This window comes from Kitasatospora purpeofusca, assembly GCF_036010405.1.
Lineage (GTDB): Bacteria > Actinomycetota > Actinomycetes > Streptomycetales > Streptomycetaceae > Kitasatospora > Kitasatospora purpeofusca.
In genome coordinates, this window is the sequence record NZ_CP108561.1 from 68,963 (window position 1) to 92,409 (window position 23,447).

Annotated in this window: 18 protein-coding genes; 7 read left to right on the plus strand and 11 right to left on the minus strand. The window is 74.2% G+C overall.

Translation table 11 applies throughout. The features are described 5' to 3' along the window. Nucleotides 1–194: 194 nt before the first annotated feature. The 5 genes from OG715_RS00335 to OG715_RS00355 form a co-directional block, all read right to left on the minus strand. A complete protein-coding gene (locus OG715_RS00335) occupies nucleotides 195–791 on the minus strand; it encodes a hypothetical protein (protein WP_327063471.1) in 597 nt (198 codons plus the stop codon). Beyond that, nucleotides 788–2,308 carry a DUF58 domain-containing protein gene (locus tag OG715_RS00340; RefSeq protein ID WP_327063472.1) on the minus strand — a complete coding sequence of 507 codons (1,521 nt, stop codon included), beginning with the start codon at nucleotides 2,306–2,308 and terminating at the stop codon, nucleotides 788–790. The genes OG715_RS00335 and OG715_RS00340 overlap by 4 nt, the downstream gene beginning before the upstream one ends. Then, nucleotides 2,305–3,414 carry an AAA family ATPase gene (locus OG715_RS00345; protein ID WP_327063473.1) on the minus strand — a complete coding sequence of 370 codons (1,110 nt, stop codon included), beginning with the start codon at nucleotides 3,412–3,414 and terminating at the stop codon, nucleotides 2,305–2,307. The genes OG715_RS00340 and OG715_RS00345 overlap by 4 nt, the downstream gene beginning before the upstream one ends. 165 nt (nucleotides 3,415–3,579) lie before the next feature. After that, nucleotides 3,580–4,227, minus strand: a complete 648-nt coding sequence (locus OG715_RS00350; RefSeq protein WP_327063474.1) for a hypothetical protein — start codon at nucleotides 4,225–4,227, stop codon at nucleotides 3,580–3,582. Continuing rightward, nucleotides 4,224–5,267 (minus strand): DUF4129 domain-containing protein, encoded by a 1,044-nt coding sequence (locus OG715_RS00355; RefSeq protein ID WP_327063475.1) that lies wholly within the window; start codon nucleotides 5,265–5,267, stop codon nucleotides 4,224–4,226. The genes OG715_RS00350 and OG715_RS00355 overlap by 4 nt, the downstream gene beginning before the upstream one ends. Nucleotides 5,268–5,655: 388 nt before the next feature. On the opposite strand from OG715_RS00355, the gene OG715_RS00360 reads away from it, so the two are divergent. After that, entirely contained in the window at nucleotides 5,656–7,416 is a 1,761-nt protein-coding gene (locus tag OG715_RS00360) for a penicillin-binding transpeptidase domain-containing protein (protein WP_327063476.1), read from the plus strand. A gap of 538 nt (nucleotides 7,417–7,954) precedes the next feature. Here OG715_RS00360 and OG715_RS00365 read toward each other — a convergent pair. Beyond that, nucleotides 7,955–8,707, minus strand: a complete 753-nt coding sequence (locus OG715_RS00365) for a hypothetical protein (protein ID WP_327063477.1) — start codon at nucleotides 8,705–8,707, stop codon at nucleotides 7,955–7,957. Between the two features lie 919 nt (nucleotides 8,708–9,626). On the opposite strand from OG715_RS00365, the gene OG715_RS00370 reads away from it, so the two are divergent. The 5 genes from OG715_RS00370 to OG715_RS00390 all read left to right on the plus strand — a co-directional run bounded on the left by OG715_RS00370 (nucleotide 9,627) and on the right by OG715_RS00390 (nucleotide 15,486). Next, nucleotides 9,627–10,451: a hypothetical protein gene (locus tag OG715_RS00370; protein WP_327063478.1), complete on the plus strand. Its 825-nt coding sequence runs from the start codon at nucleotides 9,627–9,629 to the stop codon at nucleotides 10,449–10,451. A 434-nt stretch (nucleotides 10,452–10,885) separates the two neighbouring features. Next, nucleotides 10,886–11,170 carry a pyrimidine/purine nucleoside phosphorylase gene (gene ppnP, locus OG715_RS00375; RefSeq protein WP_327063479.1) on the plus strand — a complete coding sequence of 95 codons (285 nt, stop codon included), beginning with the start codon at nucleotides 10,886–10,888 and terminating at the stop codon, nucleotides 11,168–11,170. Between the two features lie 278 nt (nucleotides 11,171–11,448). Further along, on the plus strand, nucleotides 11,449–12,237 hold the full coding sequence (locus OG715_RS00380; protein WP_327063480.1) for a uracil-DNA glycosylase family protein: 789 nt from the start codon (nucleotides 11,449–11,451) through the stop codon (nucleotides 12,235–12,237). A 16-nt stretch (nucleotides 12,238–12,253) separates the two neighbouring features. Beyond that, nucleotides 12,254–13,858, plus strand: a complete 1,605-nt coding sequence (locus OG715_RS00385) for an amidohydrolase family protein (RefSeq protein ID WP_327063481.1) — start codon at nucleotides 12,254–12,256, stop codon at nucleotides 13,856–13,858. Then, nucleotides 13,855–15,486: a S41 family peptidase gene (locus OG715_RS00390; protein WP_327063482.1), complete on the plus strand. Its 1,632-nt coding sequence runs from the start codon at nucleotides 13,855–13,857 to the stop codon at nucleotides 15,484–15,486. The genes OG715_RS00385 and OG715_RS00390 overlap by 4 nt, the downstream gene beginning before the upstream one ends. A 36-nt stretch (nucleotides 15,487–15,522) precedes the next feature. Here the strand turns inward: OG715_RS00390 and OG715_RS00395 are convergent, their stop codons facing one another. From OG715_RS00395 to OG715_RS00415, 5 genes are all read right to left on the minus strand, one after another. Then, complete coding sequence (locus OG715_RS00395) at nucleotides 15,523–15,915, minus strand: Imm32 family immunity protein (RefSeq protein ID WP_327063483.1); 393 nt, start codon at nucleotides 15,913–15,915, stop codon at nucleotides 15,523–15,525. A gap of 180 nt (nucleotides 15,916–16,095) precedes the next feature. Further along, entirely contained in the window at nucleotides 16,096–17,781 is a 1,686-nt protein-coding gene (locus OG715_RS00400; protein ID WP_327063484.1) for an ABC transporter family substrate-binding protein, read from the minus strand. A 57-nt stretch (nucleotides 17,782–17,838) separates the two neighbouring features. After that, complete coding sequence (locus OG715_RS00405; protein ID WP_327063485.1) at nucleotides 17,839–19,944, minus strand: ABC transporter ATP-binding protein; 2,106 nt, start codon at nucleotides 19,942–19,944, stop codon at nucleotides 17,839–17,841. Further along, nucleotides 19,941–20,906, minus strand: coding sequence for an ABC transporter permease (locus OG715_RS00410; RefSeq protein ID WP_407660928.1), 966 nt, complete (start codon nucleotides 20,904–20,906; stop codon nucleotides 19,941–19,943). Before OG715_RS00410 ends, OG715_RS00405 begins: the two co-directional genes overlap by 4 nt. A gap of 13 nt (nucleotides 20,907–20,919) precedes the next feature. Next, the gene (locus OG715_RS00415) at nucleotides 20,920–21,903 is read right to left on the minus strand and encodes an ABC transporter permease (RefSeq protein ID WP_327063486.1); all 984 of its coding nucleotides are present in this window, start codon (nucleotides 21,901–21,903) and stop codon (nucleotides 20,920–20,922) included. Nucleotides 21,904–22,833: 930 nt separating this feature from the next. On the opposite strand from OG715_RS00415, the gene OG715_RS00420 reads away from it, so the two are divergent. After that, complete coding sequence (locus tag OG715_RS00420) at nucleotides 22,834–23,346, plus strand: hypothetical protein (protein WP_327063487.1); 513 nt, start codon at nucleotides 22,834–22,836, stop codon at nucleotides 23,344–23,346. Nucleotides 23,347–23,447 lie beyond the last annotated feature (101 nt).

Genomic DNA, 23,447 nt, shown 5'->3' on the forward strand with positions numbered 1-23,447 from the left:
GCCGCCCCGTGAGGGCCCGCCGACCGGACGGATCGGTTCCTCCTTGTCGCGGAAGCCGAACACGCCTCGTACGAATCAGCAGCATCCGGATCGGCGGCATCCCGCTCGGCGGCACCGCCCGGCCGCCGAGCCGCCCGTCCGCAGAACCGACCGGTCGGGGCGCCCCGACCGGTCCGGACCGGGCCGGGCCCCGCTCAGCCGCCGGGGCGCGGCCGGAGTGCCCGCGCAACGCCCCAGCCCGTGGCCGCCAGACCGGCCAGGGCGATCGGACGCGACCACTCCCCCGCCCCGGTCGGCGCGAACGCGACGGACAGGACCAGCCCGGACGCGGCGAGGGCGGCCAGCACGTGCGCGGGCCGGGCGCTGTCGCGCTGCGGGCCGAGGACGTCGACCAGCAGCAGATAGCCGATCAGGAGCGCGGCCAACGCCGCGATCCGCCCGAACGGGGGCTCGCCCAGCGCGGCCAGCAGGACGCTCCCGGCCGCCAGCACGGTACTGCGTGACCCGGCGAGCCGGCCGGGCCAGCTGTGCGGGCGGTGCGGCGGCTCGTCGAGCGGCGGGGCGGCCCAGAGGGCGAAGGCCGCGGCGGCCACCACGGCGGCGGGCCCGAACCGCACCGCCGCACCGTCGGCGGCGCCGACCCCGGCGGCGGTGAGCGCGAGGGCGACACCGGTACAGCGCAGCGCGGCCCGCTCGGCCCACCGCGACCACGGAGCCGCAGGGGCGGTCGGGACGGTCGGGGCCGCGACAGGAATCGGGGCCGGGGTCGGGACGTGGTCGGGTGTGGTCATCGGACTCCTCCCCCGATCCGGCGGCGCAGCAGTGGTGCGAGCGCCAGGTCGAGCGCCTCGCCCGGGGTGTAGCGGGCCACCGGGACGCCCCGGGCGCGCAGTGCCGACCGCATCGCCTCGCGTTCGGCGTGCCAGAGGCGCAGGGCCACGGCGTCGATCTCGTCACCGGGCTCCACCGCAGGTTCGCCGGCCGGGATCTCCACCACGACCAGCGGATTGCCGAGGTCGCGGACCCGGCCGAGCACCTCCAGGATCCGCTGGTCGGCGAGCGGGGTGAACGCGTACACCAGCGCGTGGCGGGGCAGTGCCGCCACCGGGAGCCGGGGCGCGAGGACCCCGCGGTAGCCGCGGTCCTGACGGACCTCCAGCACGCTCTCCACCATCCGGTAGGACTGCCGCTCCCCGCTGCCCGCGGTCAGCCAGCGCAGCTTCCCGCCGACCGCGATCAGACCGACCCGGTCGTGGCGGCGCAGGTAGGCACGGGTCAGCCCGGTGGCCGCGCGCAGCGTCTCGTCGAGGCTGGAGCGGCCGGTGGCCGCGTCCCGGAAGTCGGCCAGCGTGTCCATCAGGACGACCGCGTCGGCAGCCCGCTCCGCCGCGAACTGGTTGATCTGGACGGCGTCGCGGCGGGTGGTCGACGGCCAGTGGATGCGCCGCTGGCGCTCACCGGGCACGTACGGGCGCACGCCCACCACCTCGACACCGGTGCCCTCGTGCGCGGTGGTGTGCTCGCCGAGGCGTTCGGGCAGCCGCACCGGGATCGGGGTGAGGCGGGCCGCGCTCGGCTCCGGGAAGACGTCCATCGTGCCGAGGTCGGTGCGAACCGTCCGGCGGGCCAGGCCGCCGGCGTCGTTGACATCGATGTCGACGCTGCCCAGGGTCCAGCGGCCCCACCGTTCGGCTTGGACCACCAGGTCGACCTCGGTGGCACCGACGGTCACCGCCGTGAGGGCGACGCCCGGGCCGAGGGCCGCGGTCGGGTCGAGTCGGCCGATCCGCCCGTCGTGGCGGACGGTGATCCGTACGGTGATCGGCTCGCCCTCCAGGCAGCGGCGGGGCGTGACGGTGTTCTCGGCGTCCAGCCGGGACGGCCGGTCGTTGCCCGCGGCCGCCAGGGCGAGCAGGACGGCCGGGCCCGCCGCCAGCGCGAGCAGCCAGGGGTGACCGGTGGCCAGTGCGGCGACGGCAGCGACGGTGGCCACCGTGAGCAGGCGCAGGGCCCGCTCGCCGGGCCGCCAGTACGGGGAGGGCGGTGTGGTGGGCAGGCCGGCCAATGTGGCTCTGGTGCTGCGGGCGAGCAGCCGCGCGGCCGCCCGCTCCGGGCCCCGCGGGCCTGTCCGACGACTTGGACGGCGGCCGGTGCGCGCGCCGCTCCGGGCGCCGCTCCGGACGCCGATCGGGGTGCCGGTGGGGCCGGCGAGCCGGCGGACCGGGCGCGCGCCGAGCGCGGCGCTCTGGGCGACGAGCCGGCGGGCCCGCTCCGCGCGCCGGTGGTCGGCGGCGGGCTCGGGGCTCACCGGGCGGCGCCCGGGGCGTCCGCCGGACCGCTCTCCGGACTGCTCTCCGAGCCGCCGGCCGCACGCGGCAGGGTCCGCGGTGCCGGAACGGTGGCGACCAGGCGCGCCAGAACCTCGTCCACCTCGACCTGGCGCACCCACAACTCCGGTGTCAGGGTGATCCGGTGGGCCAGCGCCGGGACGGCGAGCGCCTTCACGTCCTCCGGCGTCAGGTAGTCGCGCCCCTCCAGCATCGCGCGGGCCCGCGCCAGTTGGACCAGCGCGAGACCGCCCCGCGGCGAGGCGCCGACCTGGATCTGTGCGTCGTTGCGGGTGGCGTGGACCAGCGCGATCACGTAGTCGACCAGGTCGTCGTCGACCTCGACCCGCTCCAACGCCGCCCGCATGGCGAGCAGTTCGGCCGGGCTGCTGACGGTCTCCAGGTCCGGCTCGGGCGTCGCGCGGTCCAGGCGGGCCCGGAGCATCGAGGCCTCCAGGCCGGTGGAGAGGTAGCCCATCCGCACCCGGAGCAGGAAGCGGTCGAGCTGCGCCTCGGGCAGCGAGTAGGTGCCCTCGTACTCGATCGGGTTGGCGGTGGCGATCACCGTGAAGGGCTGCGGCAGCCGACGGGTGGCACCGTCGACGGACACCTGGCCCTCGGCCATCGCCTCCAGCAGCGCGGCCTGGGTCTTCGGCGGGGTGCGGTTGATCTCGTCGGCCAGCAGGAGCTGGGTGAAGAGCGGCCCGGGGCGGAACACCATCTCGCCGCTGCGCCGGTCGTAGAACGGCGCGCCGGTGACGTCCGAGGGCAGCAGGTCGGGGGTGAACTGGATCCGGCGGAAGTCCAGGCCGAGGGCGGTGGCGAAGGAGCGTGCCAGCAGGGTCTTGCCGAGCCCCGGCAGATCCTCGATCAGCACGTGGCCGCCGGCCAGCACGCCGAGCAGCACCAGACGGACGGCCTCGGGCTTGCCGACCACGGCGCGTTCGATCTCCTCCACCACCGTGCGGGCACGCCGGCCGGCCTCCTGCGGCGTCAGCACGGCGGCCTCGGTCGGGCGGGCCGGGCCCGCCTCGGCCACCCGGGCCTGCTCGGTGTCCGGGGCGGGGGCCTGGGGAACGGCGGTCATGACTCTCCTGGAGGACGGCGTCGGTCGGCCGATTCGTCGGAACCGGCGGCGAGTACGGAAGTGCGGGAAGTGAGCCAAGTACGGTGAGCGAGCGAAGTACGGTGAGCGAGCGAAGTACGGTGAGCGAGCGAAGTACGGGGAGCGGTGGATACCGCGCGGCGCCCGCTAGCCGGACGTCGGCGGCGTCGGGCCGGGCGGTTGCAGGGCCTCTAGCCGGTCGACGAGCGCGAGGAGAACGGCCGCCGGCACGGCCCCGTCCCGGTCCGCGGCCTCCGGATCGATCCACGGCCACAGCCGGGGCCCGATCAGTTCGACGGCCCGGTCGCGGTCGGCGGTGAGCGACACGCCGTGGGTCTCGGACAGGCGTGCCGCGTACAGCCGCCGAAGGCGACCACGCAACGGCCCGGCGTCGCCCTGCGGGTCGAGACCCTCGCGGACGGTCCAGCGCCAGTCGCCGAGACCCGGCTCGCGGGAGTCCATCACGCGTTGTCGTCTGCGCAGACCGATGTCGAGGAAGCCCCCGCCGGCCACGTACCGGCCGGTGAGCAGGGCGCCGACGGTCAGCAGGACCGCTCCCGCAGCTGCCGCAGGAGCCCCGCCGACCAGCGCGAACAGGACCTCGGCCAACAGCGCCGTCCCGGTCAGCTCGATCAGGCTGTGCCGGACGGAGCCGGGCGCGGCCAGGCCGTGACCGGTCCGGTCGGCCGGGCGGGCATGGTCGGCGGACGCGGCGGGACCGGTCGGGTGGGCCTGGTGGGCATGGTCGGCGGACGCGGCGGGGCCGGCTGTGCGCCGGTTCGGGCGGGCGTTCATCGGTGGCCTCCGGCGGCCCGGTCGACGGCCCCGGACGCTCCCACCGCCACTGGCTCCGGCGGCGGGGCGGTCCGCTCCGCCAGTCCCCCGGCCAGGGCGTCCAGGGCGGTCCGCGCCCGGCCCACATGGGTCTCGTCCATCGGGTGGGTGGAGTACCTGGCCTCCCGGAACAGTGCGGTCAGAGCCCGCGCGTGGACCGGGTCGACACGGTCGTCGGCCATCGAGCGCTCCAGCAGCTCGGTCGGGCTGTCAGTAGCTCGGAGGGACAGCCCGGAGGCGGCCAGCGATGTCTCCATCGCGGCGTAGCAGGCGATCACGGCCGCCCGCGCGTCGGCGCCCGTGAGGGCGCGCCGCCCCGTCAGCACCGCAGCCGCCAAGGCGTCCTCGGTCCGGGCCGGCGCGGCGGGCAGCGGCGTCGGCGGCCGCCGCCGGACGATCCGCAGCCGCAGCAGCCGGACGACGCCGACGACCACCGCGATCACCAGCACGGCCAGGAGCGCGCCGAACACCACCTGGACCACACCCGACAGTGAGCTGTCGGACACCGGTTCGCCGGGCTCGGGCGGCGACACCGTGGGCACCGGGGGCGGGGTGAAGTCCGGCAGCGGCCGCGCCCGGTGCGGCCCGTCCGGTCCGGTGTCCGCCCGGTTGTGGAAGAGGAACATCAGCACCGGCACCGCCACGGCGGCCCCGGGCAGCAGGACGGCGGCGGCCTCCCGCAGGCGCTCGGCCCACGGCGTGGGCCCGTCCAGGCGGCGGACCTCCGCACGGAAGCGCAGCGCGAACCGGCCGACCACGATCAGCCAGCCGAGCGCGAGCAGCAGGACGAACCCGATGGCCTGGACCGGCGCCTTGGCGAGTGGCGCACCGAGCAGTCCGCCGTCCGGCCGCAGCGTCGAGGCCGCGAGCAGCAGGCCCGCCAAGGCCACCAGGACGCCCGCGATCCGGCCGCCCGACCTGCGGGCGGGCTCCCCCGCGCTGTCGTCCGGTGCGTCGCGGCCGTCGTGCCGAGGCTCGATCGGCTGCGCTTCGTCGTCCATGCGGCCACCTCTGGTTCCCCCGCAGCGCGGATGGCACCGCGCGAGCTGCAGCGTCGCACACCAACAATCGTATTGTCACCCCGCGTTGTGGTCCATGGCCGTGCTCCCGGACCGTAGTGCGGCGTGCGCCCCGCGCGGCCTGCGGTCACAGTCGCCCGTTGACCGCCGCCACCCGGGCCGCACGCTGCGGGACGGCTGCGGGCCACCCCCGTCGCGCTCCGCGCACTCGTCGCCGGTCCGTCCCGCGGGCGCCCTCCGTCGACCTCTCAACGGCACCCGCATATGCTGATCCGCGCCCGAACGGATCGACGACCGTCCGTCCGGGCCGCGGGCCAGGATGCCGGCGGGGGCAGGTCCGCGGGACACCCACACGCAGGGGGACGAGAACATGCGGGACGTACAGGAACCCGACGGGAACCAGGGGTACGCCGGGCACACCGAACTCGACGGGTACGACGTCGAGTACGGGGACAGGAACGGGGACGAGGCGGGCGCACCGCGCCGCTCCGGCGCCCGGAAGGCCGTCCTGGCCGCCGTCGGAGGGGTGTCCGCCGCGCTGCTGGCGGTCGGCGGGTACGGCCTCCACAACGTCGTGACCGCCGTGCAGGGCGGGTCGTCGAACGGCGGCAGCGGCGGCGGCGCGCAGGCGTCCGAGACTGCGGCGAAGACCCCGCAGGCGCCGCCGACCGCCGAGGAGGCCGCTGCGGTGGCCAAAGACTTCCTGGCGGCGTGGGGCCGCGGGGACGTCACGGCCGCATCGGCGCTGACGAACCGGCCGGAGACGGCCCGCGCGGCGCTGGCCGCCTTCCAGGAGAACGTGCCGGCCCGCACGCTCGCGCTGACCGCCACGGGCCCGGCGACCGCCGGCACTGACGGGGAACCGGTGGTCGGCTTCCGGGCGAAGGCCGAGTTCGAGGGCGCGACCGGTGCCTGGGAGTACGACAGCACGCTCGGCGTCGTCCGGGGCGGGACCGGAAAGGCCGTCGTGCACTGGGCGCCGACCGTGCTCCACCCGCACCTCGCCCAGGGCGGGACGATCGCCGTGAAGACGCTGCCCGACCCGGTCTCCAAGCCGACGGACCGCAACGGCAAGTCGCTCGAGGACTTCCCCTCGCTGGCCGCCGTGCTGCCCAGGATCGCGCCGGCCGACGGCGAGAGCGTCGTCAGCGGGCGGGCCGTGGTGCTCTCCGCGGCCGGGAGGGAGCCCGAGCAGCTGTACGTGCTCACCCCGCCGAGCGCGCCGCAGGTCAAGCTGACGCTGGACGCCGAGCTCCAGCGGGTGGCCGAGGAGACGGTCAAGCAGCAGGCCGCGGGCGGCAAGCCGGCCTCCCTGGTGGCGATCCAGCCGAGCACCGGCCACATCCTGGCGATGGCCTACTCGCCGAGCGGGCACAACCGCGCCGTCTCGGCCGGCCAGGCTCCCGGCTCCACGATGAAGGTGATCACCTCGGCGGCCCTGCTGGAGGCCGGGGTGACCCCGGACACCGTGGTGCCCTGCAAGGACACCACCAACTCGCCCCGGCAGTGGCACAACGACGAACGCGGCGACTTCCCCTCGTACACGCTCGCCGACGACTTCAGCCACTCCTGCAACACCGGCTTCATCGACAAGGGCCTGGAGAAGCTGCAGCCCGGAACGCTCGCCAAGGTGGCCCGCGAGCAGTTCGGCCTCGGCCTGGAGTGGCACATCGGCATCGACAGCCGGGACGCCACGATCCCGGTGCCGCGCACCAATGACGAGGCCGCCGCGGCGTACATCGGCCAGGGCACGATCCAGGTCAACTCGCTGGCGATGGCCTCGGTCGCCGCCACCGTGCAGAGCGGGAAGTTCCGCCAGCCCGTCCTGCGGGAGGACGCCAAGCGCGTCACCGCCCCGGTCCCGCTGCCCGCCGGCGTCGCCAGGGACCTGCGCGCCATGATGGCCAGAACCGCCACCCAGGGCACCGCCCGCACGCCGATGGCCGGCCTCACCGGCCAGATCGGCGCGAAGACCGGCACCGCGGAGTCCGGCGGAACAGCCACCAACAGCTGGTTCATCGCCTACCGCGGGGACCTCGCCGTCGCCGCCGAGGTCGACGGCGGCGGCCACGGCTTCGCCGCGGCCGGCGTGGCCGCGGCCCAGGTCCTCAAGGCCGGCGGCAAGGGCTGACGGCCTCCGCACTCCACCACGCCGTTGAGCCGGAATCAGGGGCGCCCCCTCGACGCCCCGGACGGGCTGTTCGGCCCGACCCGGACCGGCAACACCCGCACGGCCGGCCGGTGGCACGGCCCTCAGGGCGACGCCATCGGGCAAGGGCACGATCGAAAGGACGCCGGGTTCGGTGACCGCGCCGATCGCCCGGTTCGTAGCCGGCCGCCGAGGCTGTCCCGGCGCCCGACACGCGCGCCCCGGTCGTCGCGGCCGCCGCGAGGAGGAGAGCTGCTGACGTCCGTACCGTGCGCTTCGTGAAGCGGTCTCCCTTGTTCGGTCGGGTGGCCGACGGCGCGCACCGCGCGCCCTCCTCGACCGCCGGGCGGCCGCCCCCGCAGCGGGGGCCTCGTCCTGCCCGGTGCCCATGACTCCGGCCGACCGTGGCCCGGCGGACATCAGTCGTCCGACTACTGCTCCCCCGCCGGTCAGGATCGGACCGGCCGCAGCGGGGACTGCGGGCGGGCGCCGGTGACGGCGCCCGCCCGGGGTCCGGCGGTCAGCTCCAGGGGTTGGCGGGCTGGTCGTTGATGGCGGTCCAGAAGCGGGTGTTGGTGGGCAGGGTGCCGTTGGCCCACAGGCCCCAGCCGGAGGCGTCGTGGAACTCGGCCATCCGGAAGCCGGTGCCGAAGGCAGCGGCGCACTTCTGGTCGGCCGCGGCACGGCTCGTGAGCTGGCTGCCGGGCAGCGGCGCGGTGGCCTTCACCTCACCGCCGGACCAGCTGTGGAAGCCGCTCGTGGGGACACCGGCCGGGGCCGGGCGGCCGTCCTGCTTGAGGCACAGCAGGGGCAGCACGGCGCTCGACGGGGTGTCGCCGCTGTACGGGTTGCTGCTGGTGGAGTTGTCGTAGCCGACGTGCACCACGTTGTCGGCGCGCTGTTCCAGGTTGGCCCAGGTCATGCCGGCGTGCCGGCCGGCGAACAGGGCCTGGTAGGCGGTGCTGTAGATGTTCCACTGCTGGTAGCTGCCGTAGTCGCAGTCGCGCATGACCAGCTTCCAGCCCCCGAAGTTCTTCTTCGAGTTGTCCAGGCACTCCGAGGTCGACACGTTCTTCAGCCGCACTCCGAGCAGGCCGTAGAGCGGCGGCTCCGCCTGGAACGGGGTGATCTCCCACTGCTGGCTGGTGACACCCACCAGACAACCGGATCCCACCACACCGTCCTGCTGGGTGAGACAGCGATCGCCGTCGGCGGTGGGGGTGGTGATCGTGTACCGCTCCGGGTAGCCGGCGACGGGCTTGATCACCCACATGCCGGGGTTGCTCGAAGGGTTTTCTGCGCCGGCAAGCGATCCAGAAAGCCCTGTTGCCGCGTTTCCACACCCCGGCTGCAGTCGGGTCCAGTCACGGCACCGGACCGGCAGGGCCGGGGCACGGCGGACCGAACGTTCCGGACGTGGTGACCCCGCGGTGGAGAGCACCACTTCCGATCACGCGGGTGCGTGCCACGCAAGCGTGAGCGCGAAGAGGGAGAGGCCATGCGTTCCGCGGCACGGTCCCCGCGGCACTACCGTCGCGACCGGCCCCTCCAACGCCAGCCGATGGCAAGGCCGGCCACCGGAAGCGAGAGGAACCTGAACGACTCCGGGACCAGCCAGAACGTCAGCACGGCGAAGACGGTCAGCAGCGCGACCAGCTCGACGGTGAACCGGTGGCCCCACGTCGCGGGCCACGCCCTTCGCCCTCCGTCGCCGTTCTCGTCCGCAGAGGGTAGTGATTCTGCAGGCATACCGCGCAGCTCTCTCTCGGCAGGGTGGCGACCGGACGGTGCAAGCCGGTGCGGGTGCACACCGGCTTCGGTCGCACCCACACCGAACATGGTCGGGCCATGTTCTGTCTACCTCCGTAACGCCCTCGGTGGGTACCGGTTCCCCGCAAGGGCTTTGCCGTGAATACCCCGGGTGCGGCTCCTGACACCTGTCCCCGCAGTTGCACACGGTCGGGACGGCACGTCCTGATGCTTCGGTTGCCGTGCGGTGTCGTAGGAGTCGGCGCGGACCTGCGAGGCGCCCTCCGGTCCCCGTACCCCCCACGCGGGGCCCTCACGCGCCTGCCCACCCAGCCGAGTTGCCGTCCCGGATCCCACGACGTGAATTCCGCATTCCGCGGACGCCACGCCGCGGGGGCCGTACATTCGCCGGTACGGATGGTGACAACGCAACGGGAGTGATCGTGGCAACGTTCGGTACGGACACCAATGTGGGCTCGACCATCCTCGCTCTGGAGGAGCAACTGCCCGCCGCGGAGGAACGGTTGCTCCGGGCGCAGGCCGAACTCGGCGCCGCGACCGCCGAACGGGACGCCGTCCGCCAGGCTCTCGAAGCACTGCGGCTGCTGTCCGGTGCACCCGCTCGCACCGACGAGGACCGGACGCCCGCGACCGATGCCCCGCCCGTAGCGGCCGAGGCCGTGCCGGACACCGCACAGGCTCCGTCCACTCCGGAGGCACCGGTCCCTGCCGGGCCCGCCACCGCGGCGGCCGGCGCGAAGAAGGCGACGCCCACCAGGAAGGCCCCGGCACGGAAGGCCCCGGCACGGAAGGCCCCGGCACGGAAGACGGCCGAAGCGGCGAAGGAAGAGCCCGCCGAGGCGACGCCCGCGAAGGCGACGCCCCCGAAGACAGAGCCCACGCGGGCCTCGGCACGCGCCGCGAAGACGGGCGGCGGTGCCAGGACGGCGGCGCAGCAGGAGCCGGCCGCTCGGACCGGGCGGGCGGCGCGGCGGCGCGGCCCCGTCGGTGCCGAGCCCCCGACCGCGGCGTCGGCCGCCGGGCGGCGAACGGTGACCGACGCGGACAGCATCCTGGCGGTCCTGTCCGGATCGGCAGGACCGCTGCGTGCCCGTGAGGTGAGCGAGAAGCTCGGGCTGGAACCACTGCAGGCGAACGTCAACGCGGTCCGCACCCGGCTGGAACGCCTCGCGAAGGACGGCCGCGCCCAGCGCCCCGGGCGCGGCCTGTACACGGCGACCGCCCGAGGGACCGGGTCCGGAGCCTGAACCGAGGGAGCGGGCGCCCGCGGGCCGGTGCGGTGGGGCGCGTACGGGTGGGTGCGGTGATCCTGCGGGGCCGGGAGATGTGCCCGGTCCGACATGCCTGACGGGTAGTGCTCTCGGCCCCGGCAGGGACACGGCCGTTCCGGCGTAGTGCACGTCCGTCGGTCAGCACCTGCCCGGCGTGCAGGCGCCTCCAGGCCGCCTGCACGCCGGCCCCGTTGCCCGCAGGAGAGTGCCTCGCGGGCAGCGGCTCGCTACGGACGGGGCTGTACCGTCCCCGTGCGTCAACGGTGCGGTTCAGCTGTTCGGGCCGGGCGGGCCCGCAGCCTCGACCTGCGCGAAAGGGCGGTGACGGCTACCGGTACCCTTCCCTCGCCGGGGCCGGCCCGCGACGGGCGGGACGCCCCCTTGTCTGCCTGTCTCCTGAGAGGACGCCGATGTTCAAGGTCAACGAGTACTTCGACGGCGCGGTCAAGTCGATCGCCTTCACCGCGGAGGAAGGTCCTGCGACCGTCGGCGTCATGGCGCCCGGTGACTACGAATTCGGCACCGCGAAGCGGGAGATCATGCATGTCGTCAGCGGCGAGCTGACCGTCAGGCTGCCCGGCTCCGACCAGTGGGAGACCTTCAAGGCCGGCGACCGGTTCGACGTCCCGGCCGACAGCAGGTTCCAGGTCAGGAGTGCGGTGGAGACCGCCTACCTCTGCGAGTACCGCGACTGACGTCGCGGACCGCCCGCCGCCGGGGTGGTGCGGGGCGAGCCGCCCCGGCAGCCGGTCGGGGTCGTCCGCGGCGCCGGACGAGGACGGCGGCGGCGGGGCACCGCAAGCCGACGAAGGTCTGAGCGCACCGCCCCGGCGCAACGGCGACGGCGGCGACGGTTTGCGGGGGGCGGGGCGGTGTGGTGCATTGGGAGGTGGACCGCAACGGCCGTTCCCCGCGCGGGGGCGAGAAGTGGGCACGGTCCGTGAGGTCCGCCGGTGAGTGAGGTGGTGACCCGATGGCCGAGTTCGACCGGGGGCCGAGCGACGCGTTCGCGGAGCTGTTCGCGCGGGTGCCCGATCCGCCCGATGCCGATCCGCCCGGCGAAGTGGCGTTCTGGTCCGACTGGGGGCCTGTGTTCTACCGGGGGCGGCTGGACGGGTCGGCACGGGTGCTGGTCGTCGCCTCCGATCCCGGGCCGACCGAGCGGATCGCCGGGCGCACCCTGGTCGGCAATGCCGGGCAGCGGGTGCAGGGGTTCCTCGCGAGGCTGGGCCTGACCCGGTCCTACGTCTGCCTCAACGCGTGGGCGTACGCCGTCCGCCCGTCCTTCGCCGGGGAGATGAAGCCGCGACTCGCCGACCCCGCGCAGGCGCAGTGGCGCAACGAGCTCTACGGCGCGGTGGCCGGTCCCGCGCTGGAGGCCGTCGTCGCGATGGGGGGCGTGGCCCAGGAGGCGGTGCGGCTGTGGACCGGCAGACCCGCCGGGTCCGTGCTCGCGCAGGTCCCGCACCCGTCGAGCCACACCGAGTCGACGCTGCTGGACGGGTGGCGGGCGGCGATCGGCACGCTGCGCCCGATCGTCACGCCGGACGAGGACGGGGACAACACCGGACCCAACTACGGGACCGTGTTCGAGGAGGGCGACTACCGGCCGGTACCGGCCCGCGACCTGCCGTTCGGCGTCCCGGCGTTCCTGGGGGACGACGCCTGGGTGCGGGCCCTCGGGGGCGTTGAGCAGAACTCCGTCCGCCGCCCGGTCCCGGACGACCTGCACACCCTGATCTGGAAGGCACCGGACCGATGACGAAGGCCCCGCACTGATGGCGCTCGTCCTGCGCGGCACCGTCGTCACCTTCGACGCCGAGCACCGGATCCTGGACCCCGGTGCGGTGTACGCCGGTGACGACGGCCGCCTCGCAGCGGTGCAGCCGGCCGGCCAGGCGCCGCCCGCCGGGTTCGCCGACGCCCCGGTGATCGACCTCACCGCCGGCGGCGCGCTGATCCTGCCCGGCCTGGTCGACCTGCACGGCCACCTCCAGTACAACTCCCTCCCGCTGTGGGAGGCGGTCGGCGTCCCGTACCTGCACCACGACCGCTGGGTGGACGAGAAGCACCCGCCGGACTACGCGACGACGGTGACCTGGCCGGCCAAGGTGCTCGGCACTGCCGCCCCGCAGGCGCTGCTCACCTACATCGGCGTCAAGGCGCTGGTCGGCGGTTCCACCTCCGTCCAGGGCGCGCCGCGCTCCACCCGCCCGATCGACGGCGGGCTCGTGCGGATCGTCGACGTCGAGAAGCTGCCGGCGGGCCGCGACGTGGTGCTGACCGCCGCGCTCCAGCAGGACGCCGAGGTGCTGCGCGACGAGACGGCGGCCCGGCTCGACGGCAGCCGGGTGCTGATCTACCACGTCGCGGAGGGGCGGCGCGCCGAGGTGCCGCCCCCGCCGAAGCCGGTGCCGCTGGTCCACCGCGAGTTCGCCGACCTCGCGCCCTGCTTCAGGCCGGGGCTGATCTGCGTGCACGGCACCGCGCTCACCTCCGCCGAGTTCGCGGCCTGGCAGCAGGCCGTGGCGGGCGTCGACGCCGCCGAGCGCGGCACCGTGGTGTGGTCGCCGTTCTCCAACCACTGGCTCTACCACGAGACGACCGACGTGGTCGCGGCGGCGGAGCGGGGCCTGCGGATCGCCCTCGGCTCCGACTGGTCGCCGTCGGGGACCAAGCACGTGCTCGGCGAGCTCAAGGTGGCCGACGGCATCAATCGGCACGAGCTCGGCGGCCACTTCGACGACCGGGCCCTGTGCGACATGGTCACCGCGAACCCCGGCGACGCGCTGGCGACCGCCTGGGGGCCGCAGGTGGGGCGCCTGGCGGCGGGCAGCTCCGCCGACCTGCTGGTGCTCGAACGCCACGACCCCGCGCAGGACGAGTACCGCAACCTGATCGACGCGACCGAGCGCCGGGTGCTCCTGGTGGTCTCCCGGGGCGTGCCGCGCTACGGGACCGCGGCCCTGATGACGGCCGCCGGGGCCCGGGGCACCAACGCGATCGAACCGGCGCAGGGCATCCGGCGCAGGGTCGCGGTGCGGGCCCCGGACGCGCCGGACACCGTCCTGGACTGGCCGGCCGCCAAGCGGGCGCTGGAGAAGGTCCGCCAGGACCCGCGGGCCGCCTGGCGCGACGCCCAGGACGCGCTCGCCGCCTGGGGCGGCCCGCTCGACGATCCCGACGCACCGCTCGTCCTGTTCGGCGACATGCCCGAGGGCGAGGCCGTGTCCGTCGCCGGCACCGACGACGTCCCGGCCGGGCTGGTCGTTCCCGGGACGGACGCGCTGACCCACGACGACGCCTTCTTCGCCGCCGTGGAGCGCAGCGGGATCCCCGCGCTGACCCGGCTGGCTGAGTACTACCGGCCGGGCCCGCCGTGAGCCCGCGCCCGACCCGGCCGGCCCGGACGCTGCCGGACACCGTCGGGCTCGACGCGTTCATGGCCCGGGTCGGGGCCGACCCGCTGCCGCTCGCCGACCGCTACCGGCTGGTGACCGCGGCCCGCGTCCTCGTCGAGGAACTGTACGTCCACCTGCCGCTCAAGCGAGCGCGGTACGCGACCGACCCGGTCCAGCGGCTGCGCCTGCTGGAGCGGCGGGTGCCCGCGCTCGGCGAGCTGCAGTTCCACGCCGAGCTCGCCGCCGTCTTCCGGGACCTGCACGATCTGCACACCGTCTACCAACTGCCCGCCCCGTACCGGGGGCAGGTGGCCGTGCTCGGCTTCCTGGTCGAGCGCTACCAGGACGAGGACGGGACGCCGCACCACGTCGTCTCCCGGATCGACGACGCGCTGCGGCACGGGGACTTCGACGCCGGTGTGGAGCTGGAGCTGTGGAACGGGGTCCCGGTGGAGCGCGCCGTGGAACGCGGCACGGCCGCGCAGGCGGGCTGCGGCCCCGACGCGCGGCTGGCGCGCGGTCTGGAGTCGCTGACGCTGCGCCCGCTGCGGACCGCGCCGCCGCCCGACGAACGGTGGGTCCTGCTGACGTACCGCACGCCCGGCGGCCGGCTGCGTGAGACCCGCATCCCGTGGCGGGTGCGGGCCGCCGAGCGGTACCGGGGCCGGGACCAGGATCCGGTGCCCACGCTCGGGACCCGTCTCGGCATCGACGCCGGGAACGAGGCCACCCGCCAGGCCAAGCGCGCGCTGTTCGCGCCGGGGCCGGCCCGGACCTCGGTGGCGCGGGCCCCGCGCGACGTGCTCGCGTACTCGGCTGCCAGGGCGCGGCCGTACGGGTACCTGCGGATCTACTCCTTCAACGTCACGAGCGCGCGGCGGTTCGCCGAGCAGGTGGCGGCGATCGCGGCCCGGGCGCCGGCGGCCGGGCTGATCGTGGACGTCCGCGGCAACCCGGGCGGCAACATCCTGGCCGCCGAGGCCGCGCTGCGGGTGCTGAGCACGGACCCCGTGGCGCCGGTCCGGTTCTCGCTGCCGACCACCCGGGCGGCGCTCGCCCTGGTCCGCGCCGATCCGGCCCTGCGCCGGTGGACGGGGTCGATCCGCGACGCCGTGGAGAGCGGCGAGCAGTACTCGCAGGCCTTCCCGCTCTCCGACCCGGACGCGGTCGCCGAGGGGCTGCCGCGCTACGCGGGGCCGAAGGTGCTGATCGTCGACGCCCTGACCTATTCGGCCGCCGACATCTTCGCGGCCGGCTTCGCGGACAACGGGCCCGCGGGCGACGGTCCGGCGACGGGAGGGCTCACGGCCGGCGGCCCGGGCGGCGGGATCGGCCCGGTGCTCGGGACAGCCGCGACCACCGGCGCCGGCGGCGCCAACGTGTGGACGTACGAGCTGCTGAGGGTGTGGCTGCCCGAACTGCTGGGCGAGCTGCCGCGCGGGGCCGGGTTCCGCGTCGCCCTGCGCCGCGCGACCCGGGCCGGGTCGCGCATCGGCGTCCCGCTGGAGGACTTCGGCGTGACGGCGGACCCGCTGCACCGGCTGACCAGGCGCGACGTCCTGGGCCACAACCGGGACCTGCTGGGGGCGGCGGCCGCGCTGCTGCCCTGACCGCGCGGGCGGCCCGGCGCCCCGCCGCCGCGGGAGTCAGGAACTCAGGTGAACGACCATGGACTCGGACTCCGGTGACAGGTAGTAGTGGCCGGGGAAGGGATCGACGTGCAGGTGGTCGAGCGGGTCCTCGGGGTCGGCGTGGCGGGCGTACTCCTCGATGCTCGCCGCGAGCACGTCGAGCAGTCGGGGCTCCCCCGCGATCCGGTACAGGTCGGACGGCCCCTCGACCGACAGCGTGACCGCTGCCCCGGCGGCGGTTCCCACTTCCAGGACCGCCAGGCCCCGGTCGTAGGGTGCCGCGTCGGCGACCGGGTCCAGCGCGACGCTGCCGGCCCCCGCGCGGATCACCTCCGCGAGCGCGACGAGCTCCTCGGCGCGGCCGAAGAGCGCGGCCTCCCCGCCGTCATCCGCGTAGTGCAGCCGCATGGACGCCCCTTCCGTCTGCGGACCGGTGACGGTCCATGATCGGTGGTGCTGCCCCGACGGGTGCGCGCGGGGTGCCGTCGACCCGGAGCACCGGGGGCCGGCGGGAAGGGCTCGGCGCAACGGGCCGGCCCTGTCCTCCCCCCGGAGGACAGGGCCGGTCGCGCCCGGGTACCGGGGGTGCTACTTCTGCCAGCCGACGGTCTCGGGCAGCGGGCTGAGGAAGATGGTGGCGCCGACGTTGGCGAGTCCCTTCCGCAGGCCGTACGTCGAGGGTCCGCTGTAGAGCGGCAGCAGGGAGTACTGCTGGAGGGCCTTCTGCTCCAGCTTGTTGACGGCCTCGATCTGCTGGCCGAGGTCGGCGATGTCCCCGGTGGCGCGGATCTCCTGGTCCAGTTCGGGGGTGCCGGCCCCGGTGATGTTCGACTCGCGGTCCGAGCAGTAGAAGTCGCACAGGGACCGCGCGCCGAAGGGGTCCGTCGAGCGGTTGCCGGAGATGAACAGGTCGAAGCGGCGCTCGCTGAGCACCTTGGAGAAGTCGTTGGAGGAGACCTTGTTGACGTTCAGCCGCACGCCGACGGCCTTGAGCATCGCGGTGAACGCCCCGGAGACGGCCTTCTCGACGGGGTCGTCGCCGAGCAGGGTGTAACCGAGTTCGAGCTCCTTGCCGTCCTTGGCGCGGATGCCGTCGGCCCCGGGCTTCCAGCCGGCCTCGTCCAGGGTCTTCCGAGCCTGCTGCGGGTCGTACTTCAGCACGGCGGCGACGTTGTCCTGGTAGCCCTGCTGGAAGCTGTAGAGGACCGCCGAACCCGGCAGCGGCTCGCTGTAGTCGAGGCCCTGGAAGCGGATCTTCGTGATCTGCGAGCGGTCGATGCTCTCCTGGACCGCCTTGCGGACCTGGACGTCGCCGAGGAACGGGGACTTGGTGTTGAGGTACAGCGCGTACTCGAAGGGGCTGCCGCCGCTGCGCACCTCGGCGTCCTTGACGGTCTTCACCTGCTTCAGGTTCTCCGCGTCGCCGACCGGGGCGTAGTCGATCTCGCCGTTCTTGAAGGCGTTGATCGAGGCGGCGCGTTCGAGGTTGACGTAGACGCGCTTGTCGAGCTTGCCCTTGCGGCCCCACCAGGCGGGGTTGCGGACGAAGGTGATGTTGCCGGACTGGGCGTCCCAGGTGCCCACGGTGTACGGTCCGGTGCCCCATTCGGGGTGCGCCGTCTTGACGTACGCCTTGTTGAAGTTCTCGACGGTGGCGGCCTGGGGGTGCAGGAAGGTGGTGAACAGCGCGGACCAGGAGGCGTTGACACCCTTGAAGGCGATGACCGCCTGCTTGTCGTCCGCGCCCCGGGTGACGGAGGTGATGCGGTCGTAGCCGTCGGTGGAGGAGGCCGTGTACTCCTTGTCCGAGCCGTTGTTGGCCTTCCAGGTGGCCTCGACGGCACGCCAGTCGATCGGGGTGCCGTCGTTGAACACGGCCTTGGGGTTGAGGGTGATGACGACCTTCTGGTCGCCGCCCTCGACGGAGACCTTCACGTCGCTGTAGTAGTCCGGGTTGTACTGGACCTCGCCGGTGGGCGAGTACGTGATGGCGTCGGCGTTGTACCAGGACCAGGTCCGCAGCGCGTTGAGGATGCCGTTGACGTTGAAGGGGTTGCCCTGCTCGTCGAAGGTGCCCGCGGTGGTGTAGGTGCCGCCGTCCTTGAGGTTCTCGTACGGCTGGGGGTTGTAGTCGGTGACCGAGGACGCGACCTGGGCGGTGTTGCGGGTCTCCTTGCCCGAGGAGTCGCCCGAGGAGGACGAGGAGGAGCAGGCGGTGGCGGCGACCGAGACGGCCGCGACCAGCGCGAGGGGCAGAGCGAGCTTACGACGCACGGGATGTCCTTGATGGGAAGGGAAGGGGGGAAGGGCCGGGAAGGGAGGGTGCGGGTGTCAGAGCGCGTGGCAGGCGTACCGGTGGTCGGAGCCGTCCGGCGCGCCGACCGTCGCGGGCCGTTCGGTGCGGCAGCGCGTGCGCACGCTCTCCTCGGCCTCCCGGTGGAGCGGGCAGCGGTCGACGAATACGCAGCCCGCCGGCAGCCGGGCGGCGCTGGGCTGCTCGCCCTGGAGGACGATGCGCTCGCGGCGGCGCTCGCGCTGCGGGTCGGGCAGCGGGACCGCCGACAACAGGGCCTTGGTGTACGGGTGCTGCGGCCGGGCGAAGATCTCCTCGGTGGCGCCGGACTCCACGATGTGTCCGAGGTACATCACCGCGATCCGGTCGGAGAAGTAGCGCACCACGGCCAGGTCGTGCGCCACCACGAGGTAGGCCAGGCCCAGCTCCCGCTTCAGCCGGACGAACAGGTTGACGATCTCGGCCTGCACGGAGACGTCCAGGGCGGACAGCGGCTCGTCCAGGACCAGCAGCTTCGGCTCGCGCGCCAGGGCGCGGGCGATGCCCACGCGCTGGCGCTGGCCGCCGGACAGCGCGGCGGGGAAGCGGTCCCCCACGGCACGGTCCAGTCCCACCAGGTCCAGGAGCTGCGGGATGCGGGAGCGCACGGCCCCCCGGTCGGCGCCGGCGGCCTGGAGAGGTTCGGCCAGCAGGTCGAACACGGTCAGCCGGGGGTCCAGCGCGTCCGTCGGGTCCTGCAGGACGATCTGGATCTCGCGCCGCAGCTCCCGCACCCCGGCCGCCGAACGCAGCGTCGCGACATCGGTGCCCGCCACCTCGATCCGGCCGCCCTCGGGCGCGCGCAGGCGCAGCACCTCGCGCAGCGTGGTGGTCTTGCCGCTGCCGGACTCCCCCACCAGGGCGAGGGTCTCGCCCGCGCGCAGCTCGAAGCCGACGCCGTTGACCACCTGCAGGGTGCCCACCCGGCGCTTGAGGAGGGCGCCCTTGGTGACGGGGAACGTCTTGACCAGGTCCTCCACGCGCAGGACCACCTCGCCGGCGCTCCCCCGCCCGTCGCGGGCCGGGGCGGGGGGAACGACGGGCCCGACCGGGTCCAGGGTGCCGTCGGCGATCTCGTGCGCGCGGTGGCAGGCGACGCGCCCGGGCCGCCCGGCGGGCGCGGTCAGGTCCGGTTCGGTGGTGCGGCAGACGTCGCGGGCCACCGTGCAGCGCGGTGCGAAGGCGCAGCCGTCGGGCAGGGCGCTCGGGGAGGGCGGCTCGCCGCCGATCGGGACCAGGGGCCGTCGCACGCCGCTGTCGGCGGAGGGGACGGCGGCCAGCAGCCGGGCGGTGTAGGGCATGGTGGGGCGGGCGAAGAGCTCGTCGACGCCCGTGTGCTCGACGATCCGTCCGGCGTACATGACGGCGACGTCGTCGGCGTGCCCGGCCACCACGCCCAGGTCGTGGGTGATCAGGACGAGGCCGGCGCCGGTCTCGCGCTGGGCCAGGCGCAGCACGTCGAGGATCTGGGCCTGGACGGTGACGTCGAGCGCGGTGGTGGGCTCGTCGGCGACCAGGACCGAGGGCTTGTTGGCGATGGCCAGGGCGATGACGACGCGTTGGCGCATGCCGCCGGAGAACTCGTGCGGGAACGCCTTGGCGCGTTCGCGCGGGTCGGGGATGCCGACCAGGTCGAGCAGTTCCACCGCCTGCTCCCAGGCGTCCTTCCTGGACAGGTCCCGGTGCACGCGCAGGGCCTGGGCGAGGAGCCGGCCGACGCTGAAGACGGGTGTGAGCGCGGACATCGGGTCCTGGAAGACCATGCCGATGTCCTTGCCGCGGACGCGGGCGAGTGCGGCGTCGTCCATCGCCGCCAGATCGCGGCCGCCCAGCAGGATCCGGCCGCCGACGCGGGCGGTGGGGGGCAGCAGGCCCAGGAGGGCGAGGGCGGTGGCGGACTTGCCGGAGCCGGACTCGCCGACGATGCCCAGGGTGCGTCCGGGGAGGAGGTCGAAGTCGACACCGCGCACAGCGTCCACCGGCCCCTGCTCGGAGGGGAAGGAGACGCGCAGGTCGCGTACGGACAGGACTGGTGCGGGCGGGGCCTGGATCCCGGTCCGGGGTCCGGTCTCGGGCCCGGTGGGGCGGGCGGGTGCGGGGGTCATCGTCGGCCTCCTGCCGCGCCGGTGGTGGACGTGGGGTCGAGGGCGTCGCGCAGGCCGTCGCCGACGAAGGTCATCGAGACGGTGAGCAGCACGGTCAGCCCGGCGGGGAAGGCGAAGAGCCAGGGGGCGCTGGTGATGGTGCCCGCGCCGTCGGCGAGCATCGTGCCCAGCGAGACGTCCGGGGTCTGGACGCCGAAGCCGAGGAAGGACAGGGCGGTCTCGCTGAGGACGGTGGAGACCACCCCCAGGGTGAGGTTGACGATGAGCAGGGAGCCGAGGTTGGGGACGATGTGGCGCAGGACGATGCGCAAGGGGCGCACGCCCATGAACTCCGCGGCGAGCACGTAGTCCCGCTCGCGCAGGGACGTCGACACCGACCAGACGACGCGGGCCGTGGACATCCAGCCGAACACCGTCAGGACGAGGACGAGGACCCGCCAGTCGCCCGCCAGCTTGTGCGAGACCAGGGCGAGGACGAGGAAGGACGGCACGATCAGCAGGAAGTGGATGAGGGCGAGGGTGGCCTTCTCCGTCCGGCCCCCGAGGTAGGCGGCGCCCGCGCCCACGACCGCCGAGACGGCGACGGTCAGGACGGACACGGTCACCGCGATCACCAGCGAGCGCTGGAGGCCGTGCGCGGCGGAGGCGTAGACGTCGTTGCCGCCCTGGTTGGTACCGAACCAGCGCTCGGAGCCGGGGGCCTGGGTCAGGGCTGAGAAGTCGGCGTCGGAGAAGTGGTAGGGGGTGAGCAGTTCGCCGAACGCGCTGAACAGCACGAGCAGCAGCAGGATCACCACACCGGCGACGGCGGTCCGGTTGCGCCGGAAACGGCGCAGGTAGAGGCGGCGGCGGCCGAGGTAGCGGCCGTCGTGCCCGATCGGCGTGTCGTGCCCGGTGGCGGTGGCGAGGGCGCTGTCGGGGGCGGCGGCGAGGACGCCGTCGGGGGTCGTGCCGGCACTCACGGGGGTACCCATCTCAGCTCACCCGCACTCTCGGGTCGAGGAGGACAGTGGTGATGTCCGCGAGGATCGCGCCGATCGCGGTCAGGGCGGCGGCGAAGGCGGCGGTGGCCGCGGTGCCGTGCACGTCGTTCTTGTTGATGGTCTGGACGAAGTACTGGCCCATGCCGTTCCAGCCGAAGACGGTCTCGGTCAGGACGGCGCCGGTGAAGACGGCCGGGATGCTGAAGGCCACGGACTGGGCGGTGGGGATCAGCGCGGTGCGCAGGGCGTGCCGGCGGATCGCCTGGGCGCGGGTGAGCCCGGTGGCCCGGGCGGTACGCACGAAGTCGGAGCCGATCACGTCCAGCAGCAGGGAGCGCTGGGTGAGGTGGTGGCCCACGTACCCCGTCAGGGTGAGCGTCAGCGTCGGCAGGATCAGGTGCGCCAGGCGGTCGCCGAGCGTCGCCCAGAACCCCTCCACGTCCGGGGACCTCTCGCCCGCGACGTACAGGAAGTGCCAGCCCGCCTGTTCGTTCAGCCGGATCGCGAGCAGGACCAGGGCGAGTGCGGCGATGGACACCGGGACGTTGAACAGCGCCATCGACACGGCCTGGGCGGCCCGGTCCCGCCAGCCGTACTGGCGCGAGGCGGTGTGGACGGCGAGCGCGACACCGACGACGACGGACAGGACCGTGGCACCGATGACCAGTTGGGCGCTGACGAGGGAGCGGTAGCCGATCTCCCCGTTGACCGCCACCCCGACCGGCGAACGTCCCCAGTCGAAGTGCAGGACCACTCCGGTCAGCCAGTCCCACCAGCGGTGGAGCAGTGGCTCGTGCGGGTCGAGGTTGTAGGGGGCCAGGGCGCGGGAGATCTGTTCGTCGGTGCGGACCGGGCGCAGCTCCTTGAAGTTCGAGCGCGGGTCGAGGAACGAACTGGCCAGGAAGTACGTTGCGTTGGTGGCCACCGCGATGACCAGGAACCAGCCCACTGCCCTGCGTGTCACGTACCGGAGCACGGATGCCACCTCCCCACGGGGTACGGCGGGCAGGGCTGGGAAACGCCGGGTCTGGCGGAGCTGAGCATGGGGTGGCGCTCTTTCGGTCCAAGGGGGGTGCTTGCACTGTGGTGCAGAGGCCAAGTCTGTGTGCGAGCGACACCCGGCACCAGTGGTCCAGACATCTGGACACGAAGACGAAACAGCCCCGAAGTACAGGGACGTGTCCGTGTCACACTCCGGCCGTCCAGGGGCCGTCAGGACCCGTCAGGACCTCGTCCGACGTCAGCGCCTCGACGAAGTCGAGCTCCTGGTGTTCCCGAGGGCACTCCGGCTCGGGACGGAACTCGTCACTGTCGAGAGCAGCGTGGCCCGGGCCGGTCCTGAGCGGTGGGTCGGGAACCTTTGCGGATCCGTCACGAGGCCCACCCGGCTTTGCGAGAAGCCCCGGCGTGCGCGCCGGGGAGGAGTCATAATCCTGGCTGTGAGGCAGTTCATCGCGTTGGGCCTTCAGGACGGCACGGCGGTCAGGTTACGGGTCTTCCCCACAGGCACTGCGGCCGGGCGGTCGGGCGGTGGGCCGGACCGGCGGCGGCCGCCGGTCCCGGACGGTGGGGAGGCGGTGTCCTCCGGTGCCGGACGGCGGGCCGCCGCGCTCGCCCGGCAGGCGACCCCGCCGCCGGGTGATGCTTCCCGGCCGACATCCGAAAGGCTGGTCACGTGACGTACCGAAGGCGCCGGTCCCCGGGGGCACTGTCAACCCTCCTCCTGGTGGTGGCGCTCCCTGTCGTCGGCTGCTCCTCCTCTTCCTCCGGCCCGAAGTCGCCGAACGCCGCGGCCGGGGAGATCCGGCAGGCGTCGGGGACAGCGTCGTCACCGGTGAACGGCGCCCCCGGTCCGGCCCCCTCGGCAGCCGGTCCGGGAGCCGGCTCGGGAACCGGCTCGGGAGCCGTGCCGACCGCACCGACCGGCGAGCGGCCGGCAGATGAGCAGACGCCGCGCTGGTACGGTTCGGCCCCCCCGGGCCCCAAGGCCGACATCGTGGCCGAACGGCTGAAGCGGCAGTGGGGGCTGGAGTTCCACGTCCAGCAGGTCCGATCCGTCAGCGCCGGGCTGCCCGGCCATGCCGAGTACGAAGCGCTGAAGGAGTTCCCCGAGGGATACCGCCTGGGCGTCATGATCCAGGCCGACGGGGACGGCCGGCCCAGGAACATCGTCCTCACCGCGAACGGGGCACCGTCCGCGGCGATGGCAGCCACCCTGGTGCAGGCCCTCGACCTGAGCCTGGACGGCCACGCCGGTGACGAACGGAAGGCTTGGGTCAACAGCCAGTTCGCGGCGTACGGGCAGTCCGCCCAGGTCTCGCCCATGGTCCCGCGACGCACGGACGGGGAGGTGACCACCTCCCTGACCGTGGCGCCCGACCGCACGACCCTCCAGCTCAGCAGCCCACTCCCCTCGTAGCGGAGCCGGGTCCGGGCGGCGGCCGGACCGGGCCGGCGGCGTCGTCGTCGTCGGTGAAGCGGTGTCACCGATGTTGCAAGCGTGGGGGCGGGCAGCAGCCG